This window comes from Pseudodonghicola xiamenensis DSM 18339 (genome assembly GCF_000429365.1).
Classification (GTDB): Bacteria; Pseudomonadota; Alphaproteobacteria; order Rhodobacterales; family Rhodobacteraceae; genus Pseudodonghicola; species Pseudodonghicola xiamenensis.
In genome coordinates this window covers 109,204-130,811 of record NZ_AUBS01000004.1, presented here as the reverse complement: position 1 = coordinate 130,811, position 21,608 = coordinate 109,204, and the positions used below count along the sequence as shown (strand labels likewise).

The following is a 21,608-nucleotide window of genomic DNA, read 5'->3' as shown; positions in this document are numbered from 1 at the left end:
CTCCTTATTCCGGGACAAGCGTTCAAGCGCTCACGCACATCGGAACGAATATCCTTATTCTCCTGACTATATAGTCACAAACAGGGAATATTTCCTATATTCACCCCCAAGTCAAACCCAGCGAGAGATCAGACCGATGATGCAAACGCCCCAGCCCAGCCAAAGCTTCGCCCCCGGCAGCGTCCGTTTCGTCGGTGCCGGCCCCGGCAATCCCGATCTGCTGACCATCGCTGCCCTGCGCGCCCTGCAAACCGCCGAGGTGGTGCTGCACGACCGGCTGATCAGCCCCGATATCCTGGCGCTTGCCGGCCCCGCCGCGCGGCTGATCGAAACCGGCAAGACCGGCTTTGGCCCTGCAATGAAACAGCAAGAGATCAACGCGCTGATCGTGGAACACGCGCTCTCCGGCGCCCGGGTGGTACGGCTGAAATCCGGTGACGCCACCGTCTTTGGCCGCCTCGACGAGGAAATCGACGCCTGCGATGCCGCACATATCGACTGGTCCATCGTCCCCGGCATCACCGCCGCCTCGGCCGCCGTCGCCGCCATCGGCCAGAGCCTGACCCGACGCGGTCGCAATTCCGCCGTCCGGCTGATCACCGGCCACGATGTCGAAGGCTATGCCGATCACGACTGGGCGGTGCTGGCCCGCCCGGGAGAGGTGGCGGCGATCTACATGGGGCTGCGTGCCGCCCGCTTCCTGCAAGGCCGCCTGATCATGCACGGCGCCGATCGCAGCACGCCGGTCACGCTCGTCGCCAATGCCTCCCGTCCCGATCAGCAGGTGTTGCCCACTACGCTCGACCGGCTGACCGACGATCTGGCGCAGGCCGAGCTTTCCGGCCCCGTCCTCACCCTCTTCGGCCTCGCCCCGCGCGCAGCCGAAGCCGCTCTCGCCGAATTGACCAAGGAACGCGCCTGATGCCCCGCCCCTATACCCCCAAGGTCGTCACCGCCTCGGATCTCCTCGAAGGTGACGTGATCTATCTCACCGCCACCGACAACTGGACCCGCCATCTTGCCGAGGCCGAGCTGATCGAGGACGAGGCCCATGCGCAACTGCGCCTGCTCCTGGCAGAAAGCCAACCCAATCGCGTGGTCGGCGCCTATCTGGCCGAGGTGAAACCGGGCCCGCATGGCCCCGAGCCCACCCACTTCCGCGAGGCCTTCCGCGCCACCGGCCCGTCGAACTACGCCCACGGCAAGCAGACGGGTCTCTGACCGCAGCGCCGCCCCAAAAATCTTCGAAGATTTTTGGGAATTTTCTTCCAGGAAAATTCCCCCGGCCCCAGCGCCGGAGAAGGAGCCCGAAATGTACAGCTATTCCGACTTCGACCGCGCCTTTCTGGCCGAACGCAACGCACAATTCCGCGCCCAGGTGGACCGCCGCCTCAAAGGCCACCTGACCGAGGATGAATTCAAGCCGCTGCGCCTGATGAACGGCGTCTATCTGCAGCTTCACGCCTATATGCTGCGGGTCGCCATCCCCTATGGGACGCTGAATGCGGCACAGATGCGCCAGCTCGCCCTGCTCGCCGAAAAGTGGGACAAGGGCTACGGCCATTTCACCACCCGGCAGAACATCCAGTACAACTGGCCGAAGCTGCCCGATATCCCCGACATGCTTGACGCCCTGGGCGAAGTCGGGCTGCACGCAATCCAGACCTCGGGCAATACCATCCGCAACACCACCGCCGATCATTTCGCCGGCGCCGCCGCCGATGAGATCGCCGATCCCCGCCCGCTGGCCGAGCTGATCCGCCAATGGTCCACCGACCATCCGGAGTTCCAGTTCCTGGGCCGCAAGTTCAAGATCGCCATCACCGGCAGCCCCGCCGACCGCGCGGTGACCGCCGCCCATGACATCGGGCTGCGCATCGTCGAAAAGGACGGCGAACTGGGGCTCAAGGTGCTGGTCGGTGGCGGCCTCGGGCGCACGCCGATGATCGGTCAGGTGCTGCGCGACTTCCTGCCGCGCGCCGACCTGCTGCCCTATCTCGAAGCGGCGCTCTCCACTTACAACCTGCTGGGCCGACGCGACAACAAATACAAGGCCCGGATCAAGATCACCGTGCATGAAAACGGGATCGAGGAAATCCGCCGTCTGGTCGAGGCGCGTTTCCTTGAAACCCGCGCCGAATTCTCCGGCGAAGATCAACGGCTTCTCGGTCAGATCGAAACGCATTTCGCCCCACCCGCCTTCCGCGGCGGCAATACCGAAGCCTATGACACCGCCTATGCCGCTGATCCGGTGTTCCGGGCCTGGGCCGACACCAACCTGGCGGCACACCGCCGCGCAGATCACACCATCGTCTCGATCAGCCTGAAGACACCGGGCCAGACGCCCGGCGACGCCACCGCCGAGCAGATGCGCGCAATGGCAGAACTCGCGGAGCGCTACGGCTATGATGAACTGCGCATCAGCCACGAACAGAACGTGATCCTGCCGCATGTGCATAAATCCGACCTGCCCCAGCTCCACGCCACGCTGAAGCAGCACGGGCTCGCCACCGCCAACATCGGGCTGATCAGCGATATCATCGCCTGCCCCGGCATGGATTACTGCGCGCTGGCCACCGCCCGCTCGATCCCGATCGCGCAGGAGATCGCCACCCGCTTCGAAGAGCTCAAACTGGAACACGACATCGGCCCGATGAAGATCAAGATCTCCGGCTGCATCAATGCCTGCGGTCACCACCACGTGGGCCATATCGGCATCCTCGGGCTCGATCGCGCCGGGGTCGAGAATTACCAGATCACGCTGGGCGGCGATGCCGGCCCCGACGCGGTGATCGGCTCCCGTGCCGGTCCCGGCTTCCCGGCAGAAGAAATCGTGCCGGCCATCGAACGGCTGGTCCGCGCCTATCTCGATCTGCGCGAAGATCCCGGGGAAAGCTTCCTCTCCACCTATCGCCGCCTTGGCGATACCCCTTTCAAATCCGCGCTCTACGACGCAGCAGACCGGACGAAGGCCGCCTGATCCCATGGTTCTTCTCGTTCCAAATACGGCCGCCGGAGGCTCCGACGGCGACGCCGCGGCGACGCTCGCCGCCAAGGTGGCGGACCTCAACGACCGCTACCGACACCATTCCGCCACCTCGGTGATGGAGGCGGCGCTGACCGAGGCCGGGAATATTGCCCTGGTCTCAAGCTTCGGCGCGGAATCGGTGGTACTTCTGCACATGGCGGCGGTGATCGACCGCCATGTGCCGGTGCTCTTCATCGACACCGAGCTGCTGTTCACCGAAACGCTGGTCTATCAGACCGAGCTGACGGAGCGTCTGCATCTGTCGAATGTGCAGATCATCCGCGCCGCCGATATCGCGCTCGAGGATCCCGACAACACGCTGCACCTGCGCGATACCGACACCTGCTGCGCCTTGAGGAAGACCCGACCGCTGCAAAAGGCGCTCTCCGGCTTCGACGGCTGGATCACTGGCCGCAAGCGGTTTCAGGCCGGCACCCGCGCCACACTCGATTTCTTCGAAATCGAGGACGGCACCGGGCGGATCAAGATCAATCCGCTGGCCCATTGGGCACCCGACGACATTCGCGCCTATATGGAAGAAAACCGCCTGCCGCGTCATCCGCTGGTCGCCAAGGGTTATCCTTCTATCGGCTGCGCGCCCTGCACCTCGCCGGTGAAACCGGGAGAGGATCCGCGCGCCGGGCGCTGGCGTGGTCAGCAAAAGGAAGAATGCGGCATCCATTTCGTCAACGGCAAACTCGTACGCATAGGAGCATCCGAATGACCGTCATCGTTACCGACCGGGGCTTCGCTCCTGATGACTGGCGCGGGGAAGAAACCCGCACCACCACCCTGACCTCGGATGAGCGCGCCGCCGATCTGACCGAGCGGCTGAGCGATCTGGACATGATCCGGGTCAGTTTCTCCAGCTTTGCCGACGGGCGTGGCTTCACCCTGGCGCGCGATCTCAGACGGCTGGGGTTCACCGGCCGGCTGCGCGCGGCGGGTCACGTTCTTTCGGACCAATATGCCATGGCCCGGCGCTCCGGCTTCGACGAAGTCGAAATCTCCGATGACCTGGCGGCCCGTCAACCCGAGACCGAGTGGCTTTCTCGGGCAGATTGGCGCGCGCATGACTATCAATCCCGTCTCCGCGGGTAATCCCCCTTCACCTGACCTCAATCAGAGACTAATTCATAGGTGTCGGCCAAGATTGCCGGCAGGAAACCGATGACAGAGATGCGCCCCGTGACCGAAGCAGCCCCCCAAACGGCCCCCGTGAAAACACTCGCCCTGCCCGACGCTCAGACCGTCACCTTCGTGAAACACTGGACCGACCGGCTGTTTTCCTTCCGTGTGAGCCGGCCCGCCTCGATGCGGTTCCGCTCGGGCGAATTCGTGATGATCGGCCTGATGGGCGATCCCGATCCCAAGACCGGCAAGCAGAAACCGCTGTTGCGCGCCTATTCCATCGCCTCCCCCTCTTGGGACGAGGAGCTGGAATTCTATTCGATCAAGGTTCAGGACGGGCCGCTGACCTCGAAACTGCAGCACATCCAACCGGGGGACGAGATCATCCTGCGCCCCAAACCCGTCGGCACGCTGGTCCATGACGCGCTGCTGCCCGGCAAACGCATCTGGTTCTTCGCCACCGGCACCGGCTTCGCCCCCTTCGCCTCGCTCCTGCGCGAACCCCAGACCTACGAGGATTACGACGAGGTCATCATCACCCACACCTGCCGCCAGGTTGGGGAATTGACCTATGGGGCCGAGCTGATCGAAAGCCTGAAGACCGACGAGATGCTGAACGAGCTGATCGGCGAAGGCTTCTGGAAGAAGATCAAATACTATCCCACCACCACCCGCGAAGAGAGCCCCAAGATGGGCCGCATCACCGATCTGATGCGTTCGGGCGAGGCTTTTGCCGACCTCGGCGTGCCGCAGATCAACCCAGACAACGACCGCGCCATGGTCTGTGGGAACCTTGCCTTCAACCTTGAGATCAAGGAGATGCTGGAAGGTTACGGTCTGGTCGAGGGCGCCAATTCCAACCCGCAGCATTACGTGGTGGAAAAGGCCTTCCTGGACTGATCGTCCCCCAGCTTTCCGGAAAATGAAATCCGCCCGGCTGCCATCCGCAGCCGGGCGGTTTCGGTTTCACCTCAGGTCCTGCCGGCCGGGGATCACATCCCCAATGCGGCTTTCACCTGATCCAGCGCCGCCTGCAGCAGGGAGGGATCGCTCTCTGCCTTTTTCAGGCCGGTTTTCAGCATCAGCTTCTGCGCCGCATCCAGGCTCGAATTGTCGATCGCCTCGACGGCCTTGTCCATGTCGAAGCCGGCAGCGCTCAACCAATCCTTGGTGCCGGAGACAGCGTTGCCAGCAGCATCCTTGGTGGCCTCGACAGCATCGGTCGCGGCGTCCTTAGCAGCGTCGACGGCAGCCCCGGTCGCGTCGCTTGCAGCTTCCTTCGCGGTCGCCGCAGCCTCGCTTGCGGTGTCGGTCGCAGTGTTGACCATGTCGCTGGCAGTCTCCTTAGCGTCCTGCACGGCTTCGGCGGCCGCCTCAGTCGCGGCTGCCGCGCTGTCCTTGGCACTTTCCACAGCCGAGCTTGCGGCGTCCTTCACCGCCTCGGTGGCCGAGCTTGCAGCCTCACTGGCCTCATCCACGGCCTTGTCCGCAGTTTCCTTGGCGGCCTCAGCTGCGGCCTTAGCGGCCTCTTCGGCCTTGGTCTTGGCGGTTTCGACAGCGCTTCCAGTGCTGGCTTCCGGTGCCGAGACGACCGGTTCCGTCGGTGTTTGACCTTTGTAAACATAGTAAGCCGCGCCCAGGACGATGACAGCGACCACAACCCAAATCAGTTTCTTCATTTCACGTTCCCTTTGAAAACCTACTTTTGCGGGAGCAGGCACAACCCAGAGGAGACACCTCTCATAGAAAGCGGCATATCGCATCGAAACGGAAAACTCACGCCATTCCCTTTGCTTTTGGCATGATTTTGCCGCTTGAAACGAACCCGGGTGGCGTTTACGTTGCGAACTCGGATTCCCCTTGTAAACCACCGAAGGAACAATACCATAGCCCGCAGACCACACAACGCGCCCCCGACGCGCGATACCGGCCCTCGCATCAACGAGAAAATCCGCGCCCCCGAGATTCGACTGATCGGCGCGGAAGGCGAAAACATCGGCGTGGTGACACCTGGCCGCGCGATCGCTCTGGCGGAAGAAGCTGGGTTGGATCTGGTTGAGATCTCTCCCAATGCCACCCCCCCGGTCTGCAAGATCATGGACTTCGGTAAGTTCAAATACGAACAGCAAAAGCGCGAAAGCGAAGCCCGGAAGAAGCAGAAGATCATTGAGGTCAAGGAAGTCAAATTCCGGCCCAACACCGATACGCATGACTATGAGGTCAAGATGCGTAACGTCGTAAAGTTCCTTGAGAACGGCGACAAGGTGAAGGTGACCCTGCGTTTCCGCGGCCGTGAAATGGCCCACCAGAACCTCGGACGTGAGCTGCTGGAACGGGTGGCCGAAGACGTCAAAGAGCTCGGCAAGGTCGAAAACATGCCGAAGATGGAAGGCCGTCAGATGATCATGATGATCGGGCCGCTTCCGGCCAAGTAAGCCGCCATAGCAGAACAGACAGACAAATCGCCCCCGCCTGCGCGGGGGCTTTTTTATGGCTCGTTGTCGCGGCGGTTACTTCTTCGGAGGGAGCGAAGACAGACCGTTCATCCAGAACGCTGTCCCCATCTCGAACATCTTGCTGCTTTCTTCGGTGTAATGGTTGATGGCAAGCTGCATATATTCCGCCTGCAGATGCTGCATCTCATTCAGATCGCGACAATGCAGCAGCTTATGTTGCAGTTCGACATCCGCCTTCACCCGTTTGGTGAAGAAATCCAGCATCTCCGCCCCCATGTCGCTCATGCGCTCGGCCAGATCGCCGCCCATCAACGTCAGCGCATTCAGGCCCATTTTCTGATACTGAACCATGATGTCATTCACCGCCTCGGTGGCGTCCTTCATTGCGGCATCATGTTTGTCGTCGGCAGCCATGTCGTCATCCTCTCGATATCAGGTTCGGTCCGGAGCACCCTGCCGCGCCCCGACCCTGTTGCTGTTGCTGTTGCTGTTGCTGTTGCTGTTGCTGTTGCAGAAACTCCCCCCGCTCCCCAGTCAATAAGCCACAGAAAACTGCGGGGGAAAACGGGTATTCTCGCTATACGGGTATCTCATGCAAAATTTTCCATCTGGTCCCAGTGCGGAGGGATTGAAAAGACGGCACATCCCCATGCCACCGCCTAAAATCCCTCCGCAACCGGACCCGGTAGAAGGCTCTGCCTTACAAGAACCTCCCGTGCCTCTCTCGCATCTTTCCCTTAGCATGATGCATGCACCGGCGGATTGACTCAGATCAATCCCCAGGAAACACGGCCAATTTCAGCCGATGCAGGCAGCCACCGCCCGTTTGGTCATGACCTTGACCAGATGCGCCCGATACTCCGCCGTCCCGTGCAGATCACCGATCATGCCCTCGGGCGAGACATTAAGCCCCTCCAGCGCGTCCGGGCTAAACTCGACGCTCAGCGCGGCCTCCGCCTCGGTCCAGCGGAACACGCCCTCCTCCGACGCACCGGTGACCGCGACCCGCACCCCTTCAGGATATTTCGCCACGAAGACGCCAACCAGGGCGAAACGCGACGCGGGCTGTTCGAACTTCCGATAGCTCGCCACCTCGGGCACAGGGAAGCGCACCGCGGTGACGATCTCTCCATCCTCCAGTGCAGTGGTGAACATGCCCTGGAAATAGTCATCCGCCGCGATCTCGCGGTTGCTGGTGACGACGGTCGCGCCAGAGGCCAACGCAGCCGCCGGATAGCAGGCAGAAGGATCGTTGTTGGCCAGGCTGCCACCGATGGTGCCGCGATTGCGCACCGCCGGATCGCCGATATTGCCGGCCAGCGCCGCCAACGCCGGATAGGCTCCGGCCACAGCCTCGGCCACCACGGCATGGGGGGTTGCCCCGCCGATGGTGATGATCCCATCCCCGATGCTGACCCCCTTCATTTCCTCGATACCGGTCAGACTGACCAGAACCGCCGGAGCCGCCAGCCGCTGTTTCATCGTCGGGATCAGCGTCTGACCGCCGCCCAGCGCCTGGGCCTCTTCCGCGCCCAGCGCCGCGATGGCATCGGCCAGCGTGGTGGGCTTCACGAACTCGAATTCATACATCTCGCTCTCCTTCGAGAAGGCAGGCCCGTCCGGCCCTTCCTCTCTGTTCAAATCCTGCGGCGGACCGGGAGACAAGACCCCGGTCCAGAGGAATTTATCCGTTCATCGCGGCCCAGACCCGCGCGGGGCTGAGCGGCATGTCGATATGGGTGATATCTTTGCCCGCAGAGCGCAGCGCGTCGACCACCGCGTTGACCACCGCCGGCGGTGAGCCGATGGCGCCAGCCTCACCGCAGCCCTTCACCCCCAGCGGGTTGTGGGTGCAGGGCGTTTGGCAAGAGTGATCCACCGTATAGAACGGCACGTCCGAGGCACGCGGCATCGCGTAATCCATGTAGGAGGCGCTGAGCAGCTGGCCGTTTTCGTCATAAACCGCGCCTTCCAGCAGCGCCTGACCGATGCCCTGGCCGATCCCGCCATGCACCTGCCCGGTCACGATCATCGGGTTGATGATATTGCCGAAGTCATCGGCAGCCGAGAACCGCTCGATCGTCACCTTGCCGGTCGCGGGATCGACCTCCACCTCGCAGGCATAGGCGCCCGAAGGATAGGTGAAGTTGGCCGGATCATAGAAGGCGGTCTCCTCCAGCCCCGGTTCGATCTCGTCGAGCGGATAGTTGTGGGGCACATAGGCCGCCAGGGTGACATCGCCCCAGGCCACCGACTTGTCGGTGCCCGCGACACTGAACTGACCGTCCTTCAGTTCGATATCAGCCTCCGAAGCCTCCATCAGATGGGCCGCGATCTTCTTGGCCTTCTTGATGATCTTCTCGGTCGCCCGCACCATGGCCGAACCGCCGACGGCAAGGCTGCGCGAACCATAGGTGCCCATGCCCATCGGAACCTTCGAGGTGTCGCCATGGACGATCTCGACCATGCTCTCGTCGATGCCGATCATCTCGGCGATCACCTGCGGGAAGGAGGTCTCGTGCCCCTGGCCGTGGGAATGCGACCCGGTCATCACCACCAGACCGCCGGTGGCATTGACCCGCACCGTGGCACTTTCATAAAGCCCGGCGCGGGCGCCAAGCTGCCCCACCAGGTTCGAGGGGGCGATGCCGCAGGCCTCGATATAGCAGTTGATCCCGAGCCCCCTGAGCCGGCCGCGCGTCTCGCTCTCCGCTCGGCGTGCGGCAAAGCCCTTGAGATCGGCGATCTCCTCCAGCTTGTCCATCGTGGCGTGGTAATCGCCGGTATCGTATTCCACCGCCACCGGGGTGGCATAGGGGAATTCGGTGATGAAGTTCTGCCGCCTGAGCGCGATCGGATCGACCCCCAGTTCCAGCGCCGCCTTGTCTATCACCCGTTCAAGCTGAAAGGTCGCCTCGGGCCGGCCGGCACCGCGATAGGCATCAACCGGCACCGTATTGGTAAAGACCGCCTTCACGTTCACATAGACCAGCGGTGTCTTGTAATTCCCCGCCATCAGCGTGCCATGCAGCCAGGTCGGAACCGAGGGCGCGAAGGTCGACAGATACGCCCCCATGTTCGCATAAGTATCGGTCCGGAGCGCGGTGAAATTGTTGTCGGCATCGAGCGCCAATTGGATCTTGGTCACATGGTCGCGGCCATGAGCATCGGAGATGAAAGCCTCCGACCGGCTCGCGGTCCATTTCACCGGCCGGTTGATCTGCTTGGCCGCGAAGGTGCAGAAGGCCTCCTCGGCATAGTGGAAGATCTTGGTGCCGAAGCCGCCGCCGACGTCGGGTGCCACCACCCGCAGCTTGTGCTCAGGGATGCCCAGCACGAAGGCGCCCATCAACAAGCGGATCACATGCGGGTTCTGGCTGGTGGTATAGAGCGTGCTTTCGTCATCGGCGCGATCATAATCGCCCACCGCCACCCGCGGCTCCATCGGGTTGGCGATCAGCCGGTTGTTGACCAGCTCCAGCGTGGTGACATGGGCGGCCTTCTGAAACGCCTCCTCCACCGCCGCCTTGTTCTCCTCGACGAAGCCCCAGTCATAGCAGAGGTTCGAGGTCAGATCGTCATGCACCAATGCGGCGCCGTCCTCGAGCGCCGCCTTCATGTCGATCACCGCCGGCAGTTCCTCGATATCCACCTCGATCGCCTCGGCGGCATCGCGGGCCTGTTCCCGGCTTTCGGCCACCACAGCGGCGATCGGGTCGCCGACATGGCGCACCTTGCCCTGGGCCAGCACCGGATGCCCCGGCTCCTGCATCGGCTGGCCGTGTTTGTCGGTTACCTGCCAGCCGCAGGGCAGCCCGCCGATGCCTTCGAAATCCGCACCGGTGAAGATGCGGATGACGCCGGGCATTTCCTCGGCCATGCGGGTGTTGATCCCGTTGATCTTGCCATGCGCCATATCGGAGCGCAGGAAGTGCACATAGGCCTGACCGCGCAGGTTGATGTCATCGGTATATCTGCCGCTTCCGGTCAGGAAGCGCAGATCCTCGCGCCGCTTCGGGCTGGCGCCAATTCCATGGTCTTTCGGCATGTCTTTCTCCTCCCAGAGAGCTGGCCCCCTTTGGCCGCCGTCCCCCCTCCTCCGGGGCACCGCGGCGGGCGGCCTCAACCCGTGATCATTCGGCAGCGATGGCCGCAGCCTCCTGCCCGCTGGCAGCCAGGATCGCCTTGACGATGTTGTGATAGCCGGTGCAGCGGCAGATATTGCCTTCGAGATAATGACGGATCTCATCCTCGGTCGGCTTGGGGTTCTCCTTCAGGAGCGCCGCCGCGCTCATCACCATGCCCGGGGTGCAAAAGCCGCATTGCAACCCATGGTGATCCTGGAACGCCTGCTGGATGACGTTGAGCGAACCATCCGCATCGGCCTGGCCTTCGATCGTCGCCACTTCGGCGCCGTCGGCCTCGAGCGCCAGCATGGTGCAGGATTTCACCGCCTTGCCGTCGACATGGACCACACAGGCGCCGCATTGGCTGGTATCGCAACCGACATGGGTGCCTGTGAGCCCGAGCTGATCGCGCAGGAACGACACCAGAAGCGTGCGGCCTTCGACCTCTCCACGCATCAGCTTGCCGTTCACGGTCATCGTGACCTCTGTCATGGGTACCTCCCCTTATGAACTGGACCTTATGGGGAGAGTTAAACACGCCACCCGGGACTTGAGAACTCAATTTTTGACGCGGCGTCGCACGGGGGAATGGGGGCGCTGCCCCCGGACGGGCTGCGCCCGCCCTCCCCCGGGATATTTGCGGCCAGAAAAACAACGATCAAAAGAGCTGACAAAAGAACGGTCACAATAACCTGACGGCGATCAATCGTCAGCGGGCGCGCGGCTGGCACGCGGGTGCCGACGGCCGGGAATTTCCTTCAGGAGGCCGCCCACCCCCATGCCGGCGATATCAGCGGCCAAGACCGGCAGGCCGCAGGCGACGCGGGACAGCACCCAATCGGCGCCATTCAGCGCCGGCGAGCGAACGCAGCCCGGCAGGCCGATCACCGGGCGGGCATGCAGCGCGCCAATAAACAGGAGGTTACCGGGATCGACCGGCATGCCGAAACGTTCGATGCTGCCCCCGGCCTGGCGCAGAGCGGCGGGCGCCACATCGTCGATATCCATGGTGGCGGACCCGGTGAGGATCAGCGCCAGATCGCCTGGCAGATCGGTCAGCGCTGCGGCGAGATCGGCGCTGCGATGAGGCACCTCGCGCACCTCGGCCAGATCCATCCCGAGCGCCGCAAGGCGAGAGGAGATCACACGGCGCGCCTTGGCGTCATCAGGACCGCCGGGCACCCGGGTGATCACCAGACCTGCGCGGTGCAAGACCGGCGGGGCAAGGCGCAGCGCCGCGCCAGCGGCGGCGCAGGCGCGGACGACATCTGCCTCGGGCACCGCGAAGGAGATCACCTTGACGGTGGCGAGCATACCGCCTTCGGCCATCTGCCGGAAAGGCGGCACGGTGGCCAGCGTGATCATCGGATGGACCGTGTTGAAAGCCTCGATCGCCGCGACGTCCAGAACTGCCACCCCGGGGCCGCGGGCCAGCACATTGACCCGACCGGTAAAGGGCGCGCTCAGCCTCAGGCCCGCAGTGACGGGATCGGGAACCAAGGCCGCGGCGAGGCGCGCGGCGGCGGCATTCTCGTGCAGATCGTCCGAGTCGAGCCGGGCGCAGATCACCTCACTCAGGCCGACGGCGCGAAGCTGATCCAGATGCGCCGCCTCCAGCGTGATGCCCTTGCGCAGCATTGTCCCGCCCAGATCGACCGAATGGGCAAGGATCGCGCCCTCGGCCCCGGCCAGCGGCAGGGGGCCGAACTTCATTGCGCCCGCCCGCGCAGCACCGCCGTCATCTCCGCCAGGATCGACACCGCTATCTCGGCCGGGCTGGCGGCGCCGATGTCGAGCCCGACCGGCCCGTGGATGCGCGCGATCTGAACGTCAGCGAAGCCGGCCGCCCGCATCCGGTCGACCCGCTTGGCATGGGTGCGGGTCGAGCCCAGAGCACCGATGTAGAAGCAGTTCGCCCTGAGCCCGGCCTCGAGCGCCGGATCATCGAGCTTGGGGTCATGGGTCAAAAGCACCAGCGCGGTGCGACTGTCGAGGCCCAGCTCCGCCACCGCCTCGTCCGGCCAGTCGTGCAGGATCCGCGTTTCCGGGAAGCGCGCCCGCGAGGCGAAAGTATCGCGCGGGTCGATCACCGCCGGATCATAACCGGCGATCCGCGCCATCGGCACCAGCGCCTGTGCGATATGAACCGCGCCCACCACGATCAGCCGCAGTGGCGGGTTGTGGATGGCAACAAAGGTCTGGCCATCCTCTTCGAACCCGGAGCGGTCCATCCGCATCCGGTCGGGATAGCCATCGCGCAGCAGCCGGCGGGTGCCGGTCTCGAGATTGACCTCATAGGCAACGGGCGTGCGGGCGGCACGGGCGGCGACCAGATCGGCCAGCATCGCCTCGGACAGGACCGTGCCCACGGGCTCCACCAGCACCCGGATGGTGCCGCCGCAGGCCAGCCCCACGGCGAAGGCATCGCCATCGCTGACCCCGAAGGTGAGGAGCCGGTGTTCGCCCAGCTCCAGCGCCTCCTGCGCCTCAATGATCACCGCGCCCTCGACGCACCCGCCCGACACCGACCCCTCGATCTGCCCGTCGCCCGAGATGGCGAGTTGGGCACCGACCCGGCGCGGAGCACTGCCCCAGGTCTCCACCACCGTGGCCAGGACGGCGCCGCGCCCCTCCCGGTGCCAGGCGAGCGCTGTTTCGGGGATGCTGTCGAAGGGCTGGGTCATGATCGTCTCGTGATACGGGCCTGAAAGCAGTTGTTGCGGGCCGAGCGCACGTCAACATAGGCGATCCGCGGGTCATCCAGCAAGGTTTCCGCATAGGCCGGCAGATCGGCGGTGGCCACCACCCGGCCGGTGCCATAGACGATCCGGTCGTTGGCTCCATAGCCCTTCATGAGATAGTCGGGGGCGGTGGTCAGGATCTCGGGCACGCCCTCGCCCGCCCAGGACGCGCAAACCGCGGCACAGAGAAAGATCGGCCCGGTTTCCGCGTAAGGCTGAAGCGCCGGGAAGGGCCGTGCGGCGAGGATCAGCATCGGCGCGCCTTCGGGGATATTCTGCAGGCAGTGGCGGCAGGGGTTGCCGGCACCGTCAGAGACTGCCCGTTCGGCGGGCTGACCATTGGCATCGGGACCGCCGGCGCGAACCGCAGCGACGAAGGCGCTGTCATAGGGGTGAAACTGCAGGGTCATGGCGATGTCCTTTCCGGGTGAGGTTTACCGGATCAGACCTAGGCCGCCGACCGCCGGCCGGGCGATCCGCTTCCTGCGCAAAGCCGCTCACACAAAAAGCCTGCCGAGAAAGGCAGGAGCGACCCGGCAGGAACACAGGAACCGGGCCGCTTGCAGATGGCCGGGGATACCGGCCACCCTGTCCCGGGACCCGCCAGCCCCGGAAACTCAGATTAACTCATAGCGCCAACACCAGACACACGCTCAGGACCGGGCGCATTGGCGATGACACCGACGGAGATGCCGAACTGACACGATGTGCCGATCGACTTGACCCGCCCACCGGCCATGCGCCTTCCCGACACAGCATCATGGAAGGCAGGTTACGAAACGCATTCCAAACTCGGAATGATTTAGATCAAATAGTGACCGCGCAGATGCGATTTTTCACCGGCGCCCCCAGAATAGCGCTCGGACGGGGCTCTGCCCCGGGGCGGCTCGCGCCCGCCCTCCCCGGGATATTTTCAGCCGGAAAAAGAACATGAGGCAGAGCACTTCGCCCTCGGATGCGACCTGTTCGGAGCTGGGCGGAAGGTCACTGGCTGGGGGCCTATCCCTGCCGGGCGTGAGCGGTGATCTGATCGAGACGGATGCCCCCGCCGCCCTGTCGGCGGTTTGCTCTGTTGGAGGTTTGCCCTGTCGGGGGGCCCTAAAGGAAGAGGCCCCCCTCCTGGCAGGTTTTCGTGCTGAACCACCAGTCCGGCAAGACGCGGCGCGATCGTCCTCAATTGCGGGGCATGAATCTCAGACCTATGGTCTTCGAAAATCTCTTTTGCAGGGGCACCCCCTAGAGCCGCGCCAGCAAGCGCGCTTTCTCGCCAGGATCATCGGGACGCGACAGAGCGGTGGCGAGCGCTTCGAGCGAGGCGATGGAATGGCCGGCGCGGAAGCTGTCGACATGGGGCAGCATGGCGGCGATGCCGCGTGCCTTGGGCGCGAAGCCTTCCCAGCGCAGCAGCGGGTTGAGCCAGATCAGCCGCCGGCAGGAGAGCTGCAGCCGCTCGGTCTCGCGCGCGAGCTGGTCGGGATCGTCACGGTCGAGCCCGTCGGTGATCAGGAGCACCACCGCGCCCTGCCCCAGCACCCGGCGCGACCAGTCGCGATTGAAGGCGCGCAGGCAGGCGCCGATCCTGGTGCCGCCCTCCCAATCCTGCGCCTCGGCCCCGGCGGCGGCGAGCGCGGCATCGACATCGCGGCCGCGCAGATGGCGGGTGATATTGGTGAGCCGGGTGCCGAAGGTGAAGGCATGGACCTGGGCCCAGCCCTGCCCCTTGGCATTCGACACCGCGTGAAGGAAGTGCAGCACCATGCGGCTGTATTGGCTCATCGAGCCGGAGATATCGCAGAGCACCACCAGATTGGGCCAGCGCAGCCGCGGTTCGACCCTGGCGAGATCGCGGATCTCGCCGCCGCGGCGCAACGCCAGCCTCAGGGTGCGGCGCGCGTCATAGCGGCGCCCGGCGGAGGTGGCGCGCAACCGGCGCGACGCCAAGGGCGGCACCGGCAGGGTGAGGCGCGCCAGCATGCGCTTGGCCTGCACCATCTCCTCGGTGCTCATCTGTTCGAAATCGAGGGTTCTGAGCCGTTCCTGCCCCGAGATGGTGCGCGAGGCGTCGACCTCGATCTTCAGCTCCTCCTCCGGCTCCGGCAGGGTTTCGGGCAGATCGGGCGTGGCACCGTCCAAAAGCGCCTCGGCTGCGCGTTTCTCGGCCGGCCGCGCGCGACGCTCTTCCTGCACGCCGCGCACGGCGGGCAGCATCATCGCCATCATATGCTCCATATAGCGCGGATCGCGCCAGTAGAGGCGGAAGACCTGAGCGAAGACCGTCAGATGTTCGGGACGCGAGCAGAAGCAGGCGCGCAGGGTATAGAAGAAATCCTCCCGCGAGGTGAAGCCGGTGGCGACGACCGCGCGGATCGCCTCGGCCACCTGGCCAGGGCCGATCGCCAGCCCGGCCTTGCGCAGGGCGCGGGCAAACCAGGTGATGTTGCGGCTGAGCTGCGGAGTGTCGGGGAGATCGAGGGGGGCGTATTCAGCCATGGCGACGCCTCTCTGACGCGCGGCCCCCCGCCCGGTCCGGCTGTCGGAGCGGGGGTTTTGCACCCCCGCGCCCCCGCAGGATATTTTGGGCCAGAAAAAGACCCTCAGCTTTCATTGCCGTTCTCCAGACTGAGACATTTTCGAGGGGTGCCGAACGGCATCGTCGCGGCGTGCCGCGCACGGGGTGAACCGAGGGCGCCCCCCCATTGCCGCGCGCGCGTCCTTTATCGGGGCAAAGTGTTCGGATTTTACGGCCCCTCGCCCTGGCGAAGGGGCAAGGCGTTGCGGCAACGAGAGAGGGCGAAACGTCAGCAACGATCGCCAGAGCATCCGCTGCCGGCAACAGCGACGGCCGAGGCTGGCAAATCTGCCGCCGGTTGTCGCGGATCCGTTGCTGCTGTCGCAATCTGCTAGGCCGAGAGCGCGTCATGCCGGCGCCAGTTCTGCGCGGACCTCGTCCAGGAGGCGCTTGGCCTCGGTTCCCTGCAGGCGCTGGATATCGTCCTGATATTTGAGGATCGCCCCAAGCGTGTCGGCGATCACCTGCGGGCTGAGCCCGATCACGTCGAGCGCCAGCAGACATTTGGCCCAGTCGACGGTTTCGGCGACGCCGGGTTTCTTGAACAGATCCTCGGTGCGCAGACGCTGGACAAAGGCCACCACCTCGCGGCTGAGCGCCTCGGCCGCCTCGGGCACCCGGGCGTGCAGGATGTCGATCTCCCGTTCGAAGTCAGGGTAATCGACCCAGTGATAGAGGCAGCGGCGCTTCAGCGCATCATGCACCTCGCGGGTGCGGTTCGAGGTGAGGATCACGATCGGCGGCTCGGGCGCCACGATGGGACCAAGTTCGGGGATGGTGACCTGATAGTCCGACAGCGCTTCGAGGAGAAAGGCCTCGAAGGGTTCATCGGTGCGGTCGATCTCGTCGATCAGCAACACCGGGGCGCCGTGTTCATCGGGGCGCATCGCCTGCAGCAGCGGCCGTTCGATCAGGTAATCGGCGCCGAAGAGATCGCGCTGCAGCGTATCGCGATCGGCGTTGCCTTCCGCCTCGGCGGTGCGGATGGCGATCATCTGGGCAGGGAAGTTCCATTCATAGACCGCGCTTGCGGCATCGAGCCCCTCGTAGCATTGCAACCGGATCAGCCGGCGGTTCAGGCCCTTGGCCAGCGCCTTGGCGATCTCGGTCTTGCCGGTGCCGGGTTCGCCTTCGAGAAACAGCGGCCGGCCCAGTTTCAGGGCCAGAAAAGCGACCGTAGCAAGCGCCCGGTCGCAGACATAGTTCTGCCGCGCCAGCAGGCTTTGCACCGCTTCGATCGAATTGGGGTTCTGCATGGGTCTCCTCCTGCCATCAGAGAACGCCGAACAGGCCCCGCCGGTCAAGTCGGGGATGATCACGCGATGTTGACGCTTCTGCGTCAAACTGCGATTGTCGCGACAGCAAAGACGGGGGCGAGCCCCGCCCGGGGTGATGAGTGAGCAGAGGCCTCCCGCGGCATGCCGCATCTGGCCAGCAAAGGAGGCGACATGCGGATCACCGCGGTGACCTGCGTGAAGAACGAAGGGCCGTTCCTGCTGGAATGGATCGCCTTCAACCGGCTGATCGGAGTGACCGATCATCTGTTCTATTCCAACGATTGTTCCGACGGCACCGACAGGCTTCTGGATGCGCTGGCGGCGCGCGGGATCCTCACCCATCTGCCGAACCCGGCGGAGGGGCGCAATTACCAGATGGAGGCCTTGAAGCACGCCGGCCAACTGTCTCTGGTGCGCCAGGCCGACTGGGTGTGGATCGCCGATGTCGACGAATTCCTGAACATCCATGTGGGCGATCATACCATCCCGGCTCTGATCGCGGCCTCAGGTGATCCGCAGGCGATATCCGTCACCTTCCAGTTCTTCGCCAATGACGGGATCGAGACCTTCGAGGACGCGCCGGTGATCGGGCAATTCACCCGCAGCCATAACCCCGACATCTGGTGCGATCAGACCGCGCAGGAGGTCAAGACGCTGATCCGGAGCGACTTTCCCCTGCAATACTTCGGTGCCCATCGGCCGTTCATGAAAAAGGGGCTGCCGAAGGAGGAGCGCCCGAGCTGGACCGATGGATCGGGCCGGCCGGTACCCCACAAGTTCCTGGTCGCGGCCAATCCGAACCGTATCCGCAAGTTCCCGGCCAAGGGGGCGCGGGAGTTTGCCACGCTGAACCATTACGCGCTGCGATCGCTCGACAGCTATCTGGTCAAGAATGACCGGGGTGACGTGAACCGGGAAAACCGTGCATTTGACGACAGTTACTGGCGCGAGCGCAACGATCCGGCCTGGCAGGATCTGTCGATCCGCCGGTATCTGCCCGCGCTTGAGACAGCGCTGGCCGAACTGAAGGCCGATCCAGAGATCGGCGCACTGCATGACAAGGCAGTGCAGCTCCATCGCGCCAAGCGGGACGAGCTGCTGGCCAAGCCCGCCTATCGCCAGATGCAAATGCAATTGCGCACCGCCTCGCCCCTGCCGCCGCAGGAAGAGGCGATGCTGAAGACACTGGGGATCGCCTGATGCGTATCCATCTGCATATCGGGCCGCAGGACATGGGCGGTGAGCGGCTGCAGGCCCATCTTGATCTGCATCGCGACGCGCTGAAGGCGCAGGGCGTGCTGCTGCCCGGCGCGCCGGGCGGGCGCAATCACACCCGGCTTTACATGGCGGTCACCGATCCCGACCATATCGACCCCTTACGCTTCAACCGCGGGTTCATCCCCGCATCGAAGCAGAAGAAGCTGCGCCAAATGCTGGCGCAGACCCTGGCCGCCGATGTGGCACGGGAGAAACCGCAGGCAATGATCCTGACGGCGCTGCAGCTTGGCAGCTCGCTCTGCCGGGTGTCGGAGCTGGAACGGCTGCGCGAGCTGCTGGCGCCACTGTCGGAGGACATCCGCATCATCGCCCATGTGGACGACCCGGCCCGGGCGCTGGCGCGGACCTATGCCGCGCAGGTGATGGAGGGACGCGCGGTGCCGCTGTCGCGGGAAATCACCCTGGCCCAGTCCGGCGCCCCTTGGTGGCAGGCGGCACTTGAGGGCGCCCCGGCGTCCGATCCCGCCGGCGGGCAATTCCTGGAAACCCAGGGCGTGCCCTTCTGGCTGGATTACACTGCGCTGGTGGACTTCTGGGAAGGCACCTTCGGGCCCGGCAGCGTCACGCTTCGCCCCTATGACGCAGCGCGCTTTCATGGCGAGGCGCTGGCCGACGAAGTGGTGCAAAGCTTCGAGTTGAACGCGCCGCTTGGCCGGGCAGAGCCCGCCCCGTTACCGCCGCAGCCCTCGGCCGCCTGGCTGACACGCAGCCGACAGATGAATGAGCTGCTACTGAAGGTGCTGGACCATCGCGCCCGCATCCTGCCCCGACCGCTCTGGCACAGCTTTTTGGAAGATATCCGGATCGAGGGCGCCCCGATGGCGGCGGGATCGCTCGCCGCCATCTCTGCGCGCTTCGCCCCGGCGAATGCGGCACTGCGGGAGACCCAGCCGGCGCTGACGGCACAGACCTTCACCGCCGATGCCCCCCTGCCCGACTGGCAGGAGGCCGATCCCGAATTCGGCTATCGCGCCTCGCAATATCTGCTGACTTTCATGGGCCGGCTCGACAAGGCCTCTCATCTCGAGGCCAATGGCAAGGTCGCCGATCTGGAAGCCGCCCGACATGAGGGCCTGCACCCAGAGCATCCGGCAGACCCGGAGCTGAGCGAAACCGCCCGCCGCATCCTGCCGCCGCTAGCGCAGGAAAAATTCGCCCATCTCAGAACCACAGCCTATGCGCCGCATGACCGCATCGGCAACGTGGCCGAAGAGACCGTGCTGCCGCCCTACGCACCGGTTCCGCCGCGAATACTGCCTGAAGGCTCCTCCGGCACGGTGATCGTCGGCTGCATGAAGAACGAGGCGCCCTATATCGTCGAATGGGTGGCCTATCACCGTGCTATCGGCGTCGACAATTTCCTGATCTACACCAACGACTGCACCGACGGCACCGACGAGATTCTCGACCGGCTGCAAGAGATGGGCGTGGTACAGCACCGCTATAATAACGACTGGAAGGGCAAGTCACCGCAGCAGCATGCGCTGAACCTGTCGCTGAAGGACCCCCTGGTGCAGAACGCCGAGTGGATCCTGCACATCGACGTCGACGAATTCGTCAACGTGCGCTGCGGCAACGGCACTCTGGCAGATTTCTTCACCGCCGTGCCCGAGGCCACCAACGTAGCGATGACATGGCGGCTGTTCGGCCACAGCGGGGTGACCCGTCTGGAGGATCGCTTCGTCATCGAGCAATTCGACCGCTGCGCCCCGAAATACTGCCCCAAGCCGCATACGGTCTGGGGCTTCAAGACCATGTTCCGCAACATCGGCGCCTATAAGAAGATGTCCTGCCACCGCCCCAACAAGCTGGAGGAGGACAAGCGCGACCAGGTGCTCTGGGTCAACGGCTCGGGCCGCGACATGACCAAGGAAGCGATCGACAACGGCTGGCGCAGCTCGACCCGGTCGATCGGCTATGACCTTTTGCAACTGAACCACTATGCGCTGCGCTCGGCCGACAGCTTCCTGATCAAGCGCCAGCGCGGTCGCGCGCTGCATGTCGACCGCTCGATCGGGCTGAACTACTGGATCCGGATGGACTGGGAAGACGCCCGTGACATCACCATTCAGCGCAACCTGCCCCGGCTGCGGGCCGAATACGACCGGCTGATGGCGGACGAGACTTTGGCCGGGCTACATCGCACCGGGTTGGAATGGCACCGCGCCAAGGCCCAGGAGCTGCACGACACGCCAGAATTTCAGGAGTTGTACCAGCAGGCGCTGGAGATCAAACTGAACGGAGTGGAGCGCGCCGCCTATGCGCTGGCGCTGGATCTGGAGAGCTGAATGATGGACGTTTCCGTCAAACCTGAAGGCACGCCTAAGTTCATCCGCTCGCGCGGGCTGAAATTTCCCTATGACGTCCGAGTGATCAACAGCAAGCGCCGCACCCTGCTGCACAAGGATGCTTATGAGCTGAAGGAAAGCGAGGCGGTGCTGAGCCAGATCAAAGCCGACGACCGGGTGATCGAATTGGGCGCCGGCATGGGATACATGTCCACTCTGATGGCGAAGAGGCTGAAGGTCGCAGAAATCCACGCCTTCGAAGCCAACCCGGCGATGATCCCCTATATCCGCTCGGTCCACGAGGCGAACGGGGTCACCGGGGTGACGCTGCACAACGCGCTTTTGGGCGACACGGCGGGTGAGGTCACCTTCTATGTGCGGGGTGATTTCGTTGCTTCCTCAATGGAGGACAACCTCGGCGACCGGCACGGCGGGGTGATCGCACGGGAGACCGTGCCGGTGCGCCCAGTTTCTGAGGTCTTCGCCAAGATCAAGCCCACCGCGCTGGTCTGCGACATTGAGGGGGCCGAACAGCACCTGCTGCCGCTGATGGATCTTTCCGGGCTGCGTCTCGTGATCCTGGAACTGCATCCGCAAGTCTTCGGCCAAGCGGGCACCGAGGCGGTGTTTCGCCTGATGTCAAAAGCCGGCCTCACCTATTTTCCCAAGGCCTCGCACGGCAAGGTCGTCACCTTCAAACGGGGCTGGTGAGC

Annotated in this window: 20 protein-coding genes; 10 read left to right on the top strand and 10 right to left on the bottom strand. The window is 64.3% G+C overall.

Annotation, left to right across the window (positions count from 1 at the left end; all coding sequences use genetic code 11):
- The first annotated feature begins 136 nt into the window (after positions 1 to 136).
- From cobA to G455_RS0106935, 6 genes are all read left to right on the top strand, one after another.
- Entirely contained in the window at positions 137 to 922 is a 786-nt protein-coding gene (gene cobA, locus G455_RS0106960; RefSeq protein ID WP_028093031.1) for a uroporphyrinogen-III C-methyltransferase, read from the top strand.
- Complete coding sequence (locus G455_RS0106955) at positions 922 to 1,221, top strand: DUF2849 domain-containing protein (RefSeq protein ID WP_028093030.1); 300 nt, start codon at positions 922 to 924, stop codon at positions 1,219 to 1,221. The genes cobA and G455_RS0106955 overlap by 1 nt, the downstream gene beginning before the upstream one ends.
- Before the next feature lie 91 nt (positions 1,222 to 1,312).
- Entirely contained in the window at positions 1,313 to 2,980 is a 1,668-nt protein-coding gene (locus tag G455_RS0106950) for a nitrite/sulfite reductase (protein ID WP_028093029.1), read from the top strand.
- A gap of 4 nt (positions 2,981 to 2,984) precedes the next feature.
- Entirely contained in the window at positions 2,985 to 3,752 is a 768-nt protein-coding gene (locus G455_RS0106945) for a phosphoadenylyl-sulfate reductase (RefSeq protein ID WP_028093028.1), read from the top strand.
- A complete protein-coding gene (locus tag G455_RS0106940) occupies positions 3,749 to 4,129 on the top strand; it encodes a DUF934 domain-containing protein (RefSeq protein ID WP_028093027.1) in 381 nt (126 codons plus the stop codon). The genes G455_RS0106945 and G455_RS0106940 overlap by 4 nt, the downstream gene beginning before the upstream one ends.
- A gap of 69 nt (positions 4,130 to 4,198) precedes the next feature.
- Positions 4,199 to 5,059 carry a ferredoxin--NADP reductase gene (locus G455_RS0106935; RefSeq protein ID WP_028093026.1) on the top strand — a complete coding sequence of 287 codons (861 nt, stop codon included), beginning with the start codon at positions 4,199 to 4,201 and terminating at the stop codon, positions 5,057 to 5,059.
- A gap of 92 nt (positions 5,060 to 5,151) precedes the next feature.
- Here G455_RS0106935 and G455_RS0106930 read toward each other — a convergent pair whose 3' ends face one another.
- The gene (locus G455_RS0106930) at positions 5,152 to 5,838 is read right to left on the bottom strand and encodes a hypothetical protein (RefSeq protein ID WP_028093025.1); all 687 of its coding nucleotides are present in this window, start codon (positions 5,836 to 5,838) and stop codon (positions 5,152 to 5,154) included.
- 135 nt (positions 5,839 to 5,973) lie between these two features.
- On the opposite strand from G455_RS0106930, the gene infC reads away from it, so the two are divergent.
- Positions 5,974 to 6,594: a translation initiation factor IF-3 gene (gene infC, locus G455_RS0106925; protein WP_322786460.1), complete on the top strand. Its 621-nt coding sequence runs from the start codon at positions 5,974 to 5,976 to the stop codon at positions 6,592 to 6,594.
- A gap of 75 nt (positions 6,595 to 6,669) precedes the next feature.
- Here the strand turns inward: infC and G455_RS0106920 are convergent, their stop codons facing one another.
- From G455_RS0106920 to G455_RS0106880, 9 genes are all read right to left on the bottom strand, one after another.
- Positions 6,670 to 7,029 carry a phasin family protein gene (locus G455_RS0106920; RefSeq protein ID WP_028093023.1) on the bottom strand — a complete coding sequence of 120 codons (360 nt, stop codon included), beginning with the start codon at positions 7,027 to 7,029 and terminating at the stop codon, positions 6,670 to 6,672.
- Between the two features lie 384 nt (positions 7,030 to 7,413).
- Positions 7,414 to 8,205, bottom strand: a complete 792-nt coding sequence (locus tag G455_RS0106915; protein ID WP_028093022.1) for an FAD binding domain-containing protein — start codon at positions 8,203 to 8,205, stop codon at positions 7,414 to 7,416.
- A gap of 94 nt (positions 8,206 to 8,299) precedes the next feature.
- Complete coding sequence (locus G455_RS0106910; RefSeq protein WP_028093021.1) at positions 8,300 to 10,663, bottom strand: xanthine dehydrogenase family protein molybdopterin-binding subunit; 2,364 nt, start codon at positions 10,661 to 10,663, stop codon at positions 8,300 to 8,302.
- Positions 10,664 to 10,748: 85 nt separating this feature from the next.
- The gene (locus G455_RS0106905; protein ID WP_028093020.1) at positions 10,749 to 11,234 is read right to left on the bottom strand and encodes a (2Fe-2S)-binding protein; all 486 of its coding nucleotides are present in this window, start codon (positions 11,232 to 11,234) and stop codon (positions 10,749 to 10,751) included.
- A gap of 210 nt (positions 11,235 to 11,444) precedes the next feature.
- The gene (locus tag G455_RS0106900; RefSeq protein ID WP_028093019.1) at positions 11,445 to 12,455 is read right to left on the bottom strand and encodes a molybdopterin-binding protein; all 1,011 of its coding nucleotides are present in this window, start codon (positions 12,453 to 12,455) and stop codon (positions 11,445 to 11,447) included.
- Complete coding sequence (locus G455_RS0106895; RefSeq protein ID WP_028093018.1) at positions 12,452 to 13,426, bottom strand: XdhC family protein; 975 nt, start codon at positions 13,424 to 13,426, stop codon at positions 12,452 to 12,454. Before G455_RS0106895 ends, G455_RS0106900 begins: the two co-directional genes overlap by 4 nt.
- Entirely contained in the window at positions 13,423 to 13,893 is a 471-nt protein-coding gene (locus tag G455_RS0106890; protein WP_035366306.1) for a DUF1203 domain-containing protein, read from the bottom strand. The genes G455_RS0106895 and G455_RS0106890 overlap by 4 nt, the downstream gene beginning before the upstream one ends.
- A gap of 826 nt (positions 13,894 to 14,719) precedes the next feature.
- Positions 14,720 to 15,973 carry a vWA domain-containing protein gene (locus tag G455_RS0106885; RefSeq protein WP_028093016.1) on the bottom strand — a complete coding sequence of 418 codons (1,254 nt, stop codon included), beginning with the start codon at positions 15,971 to 15,973 and terminating at the stop codon, positions 14,720 to 14,722.
- Positions 15,974 to 16,399: 426 nt separating this feature from the next.
- On the bottom strand, positions 16,400 to 17,308 hold the full coding sequence (locus G455_RS0106880) for an AAA family ATPase (RefSeq protein WP_028093015.1): 909 nt from the start codon (positions 17,306 to 17,308) through the stop codon (positions 16,400 to 16,402).
- A 192-nt stretch (positions 17,309 to 17,500) separates the two neighbouring features.
- On the opposite strand from G455_RS0106880, the gene G455_RS0106875 reads away from it, so the two are divergent.
- From G455_RS0106875 to G455_RS0106865, 3 genes are read left to right on the top strand one after another with little or no spacing between them, the layout of a single operon-like run.
- The gene (locus G455_RS0106875) at positions 17,501 to 18,529 is read left to right on the top strand and encodes a glycosyltransferase family 2 protein (protein ID WP_028093014.1); all 1,029 of its coding nucleotides are present in this window, start codon (positions 17,501 to 17,503) and stop codon (positions 18,527 to 18,529) included.
- On the top strand, positions 18,529 to 20,895 hold the full coding sequence (locus G455_RS0106870; protein ID WP_028093013.1) for a glycosyltransferase family 2 protein: 2,367 nt from the start codon (positions 18,529 to 18,531) through the stop codon (positions 20,893 to 20,895). The genes G455_RS0106875 and G455_RS0106870 overlap by 1 nt, the downstream gene beginning before the upstream one ends.
- Positions 20,896 to 21,606, top strand: coding sequence for an FkbM family methyltransferase (locus G455_RS0106865; RefSeq protein WP_028093012.1), 711 nt, complete (start codon positions 20,896 to 20,898; stop codon positions 21,604 to 21,606).
- Positions 21,607 to 21,608: the final 2 nt, after the last annotated feature.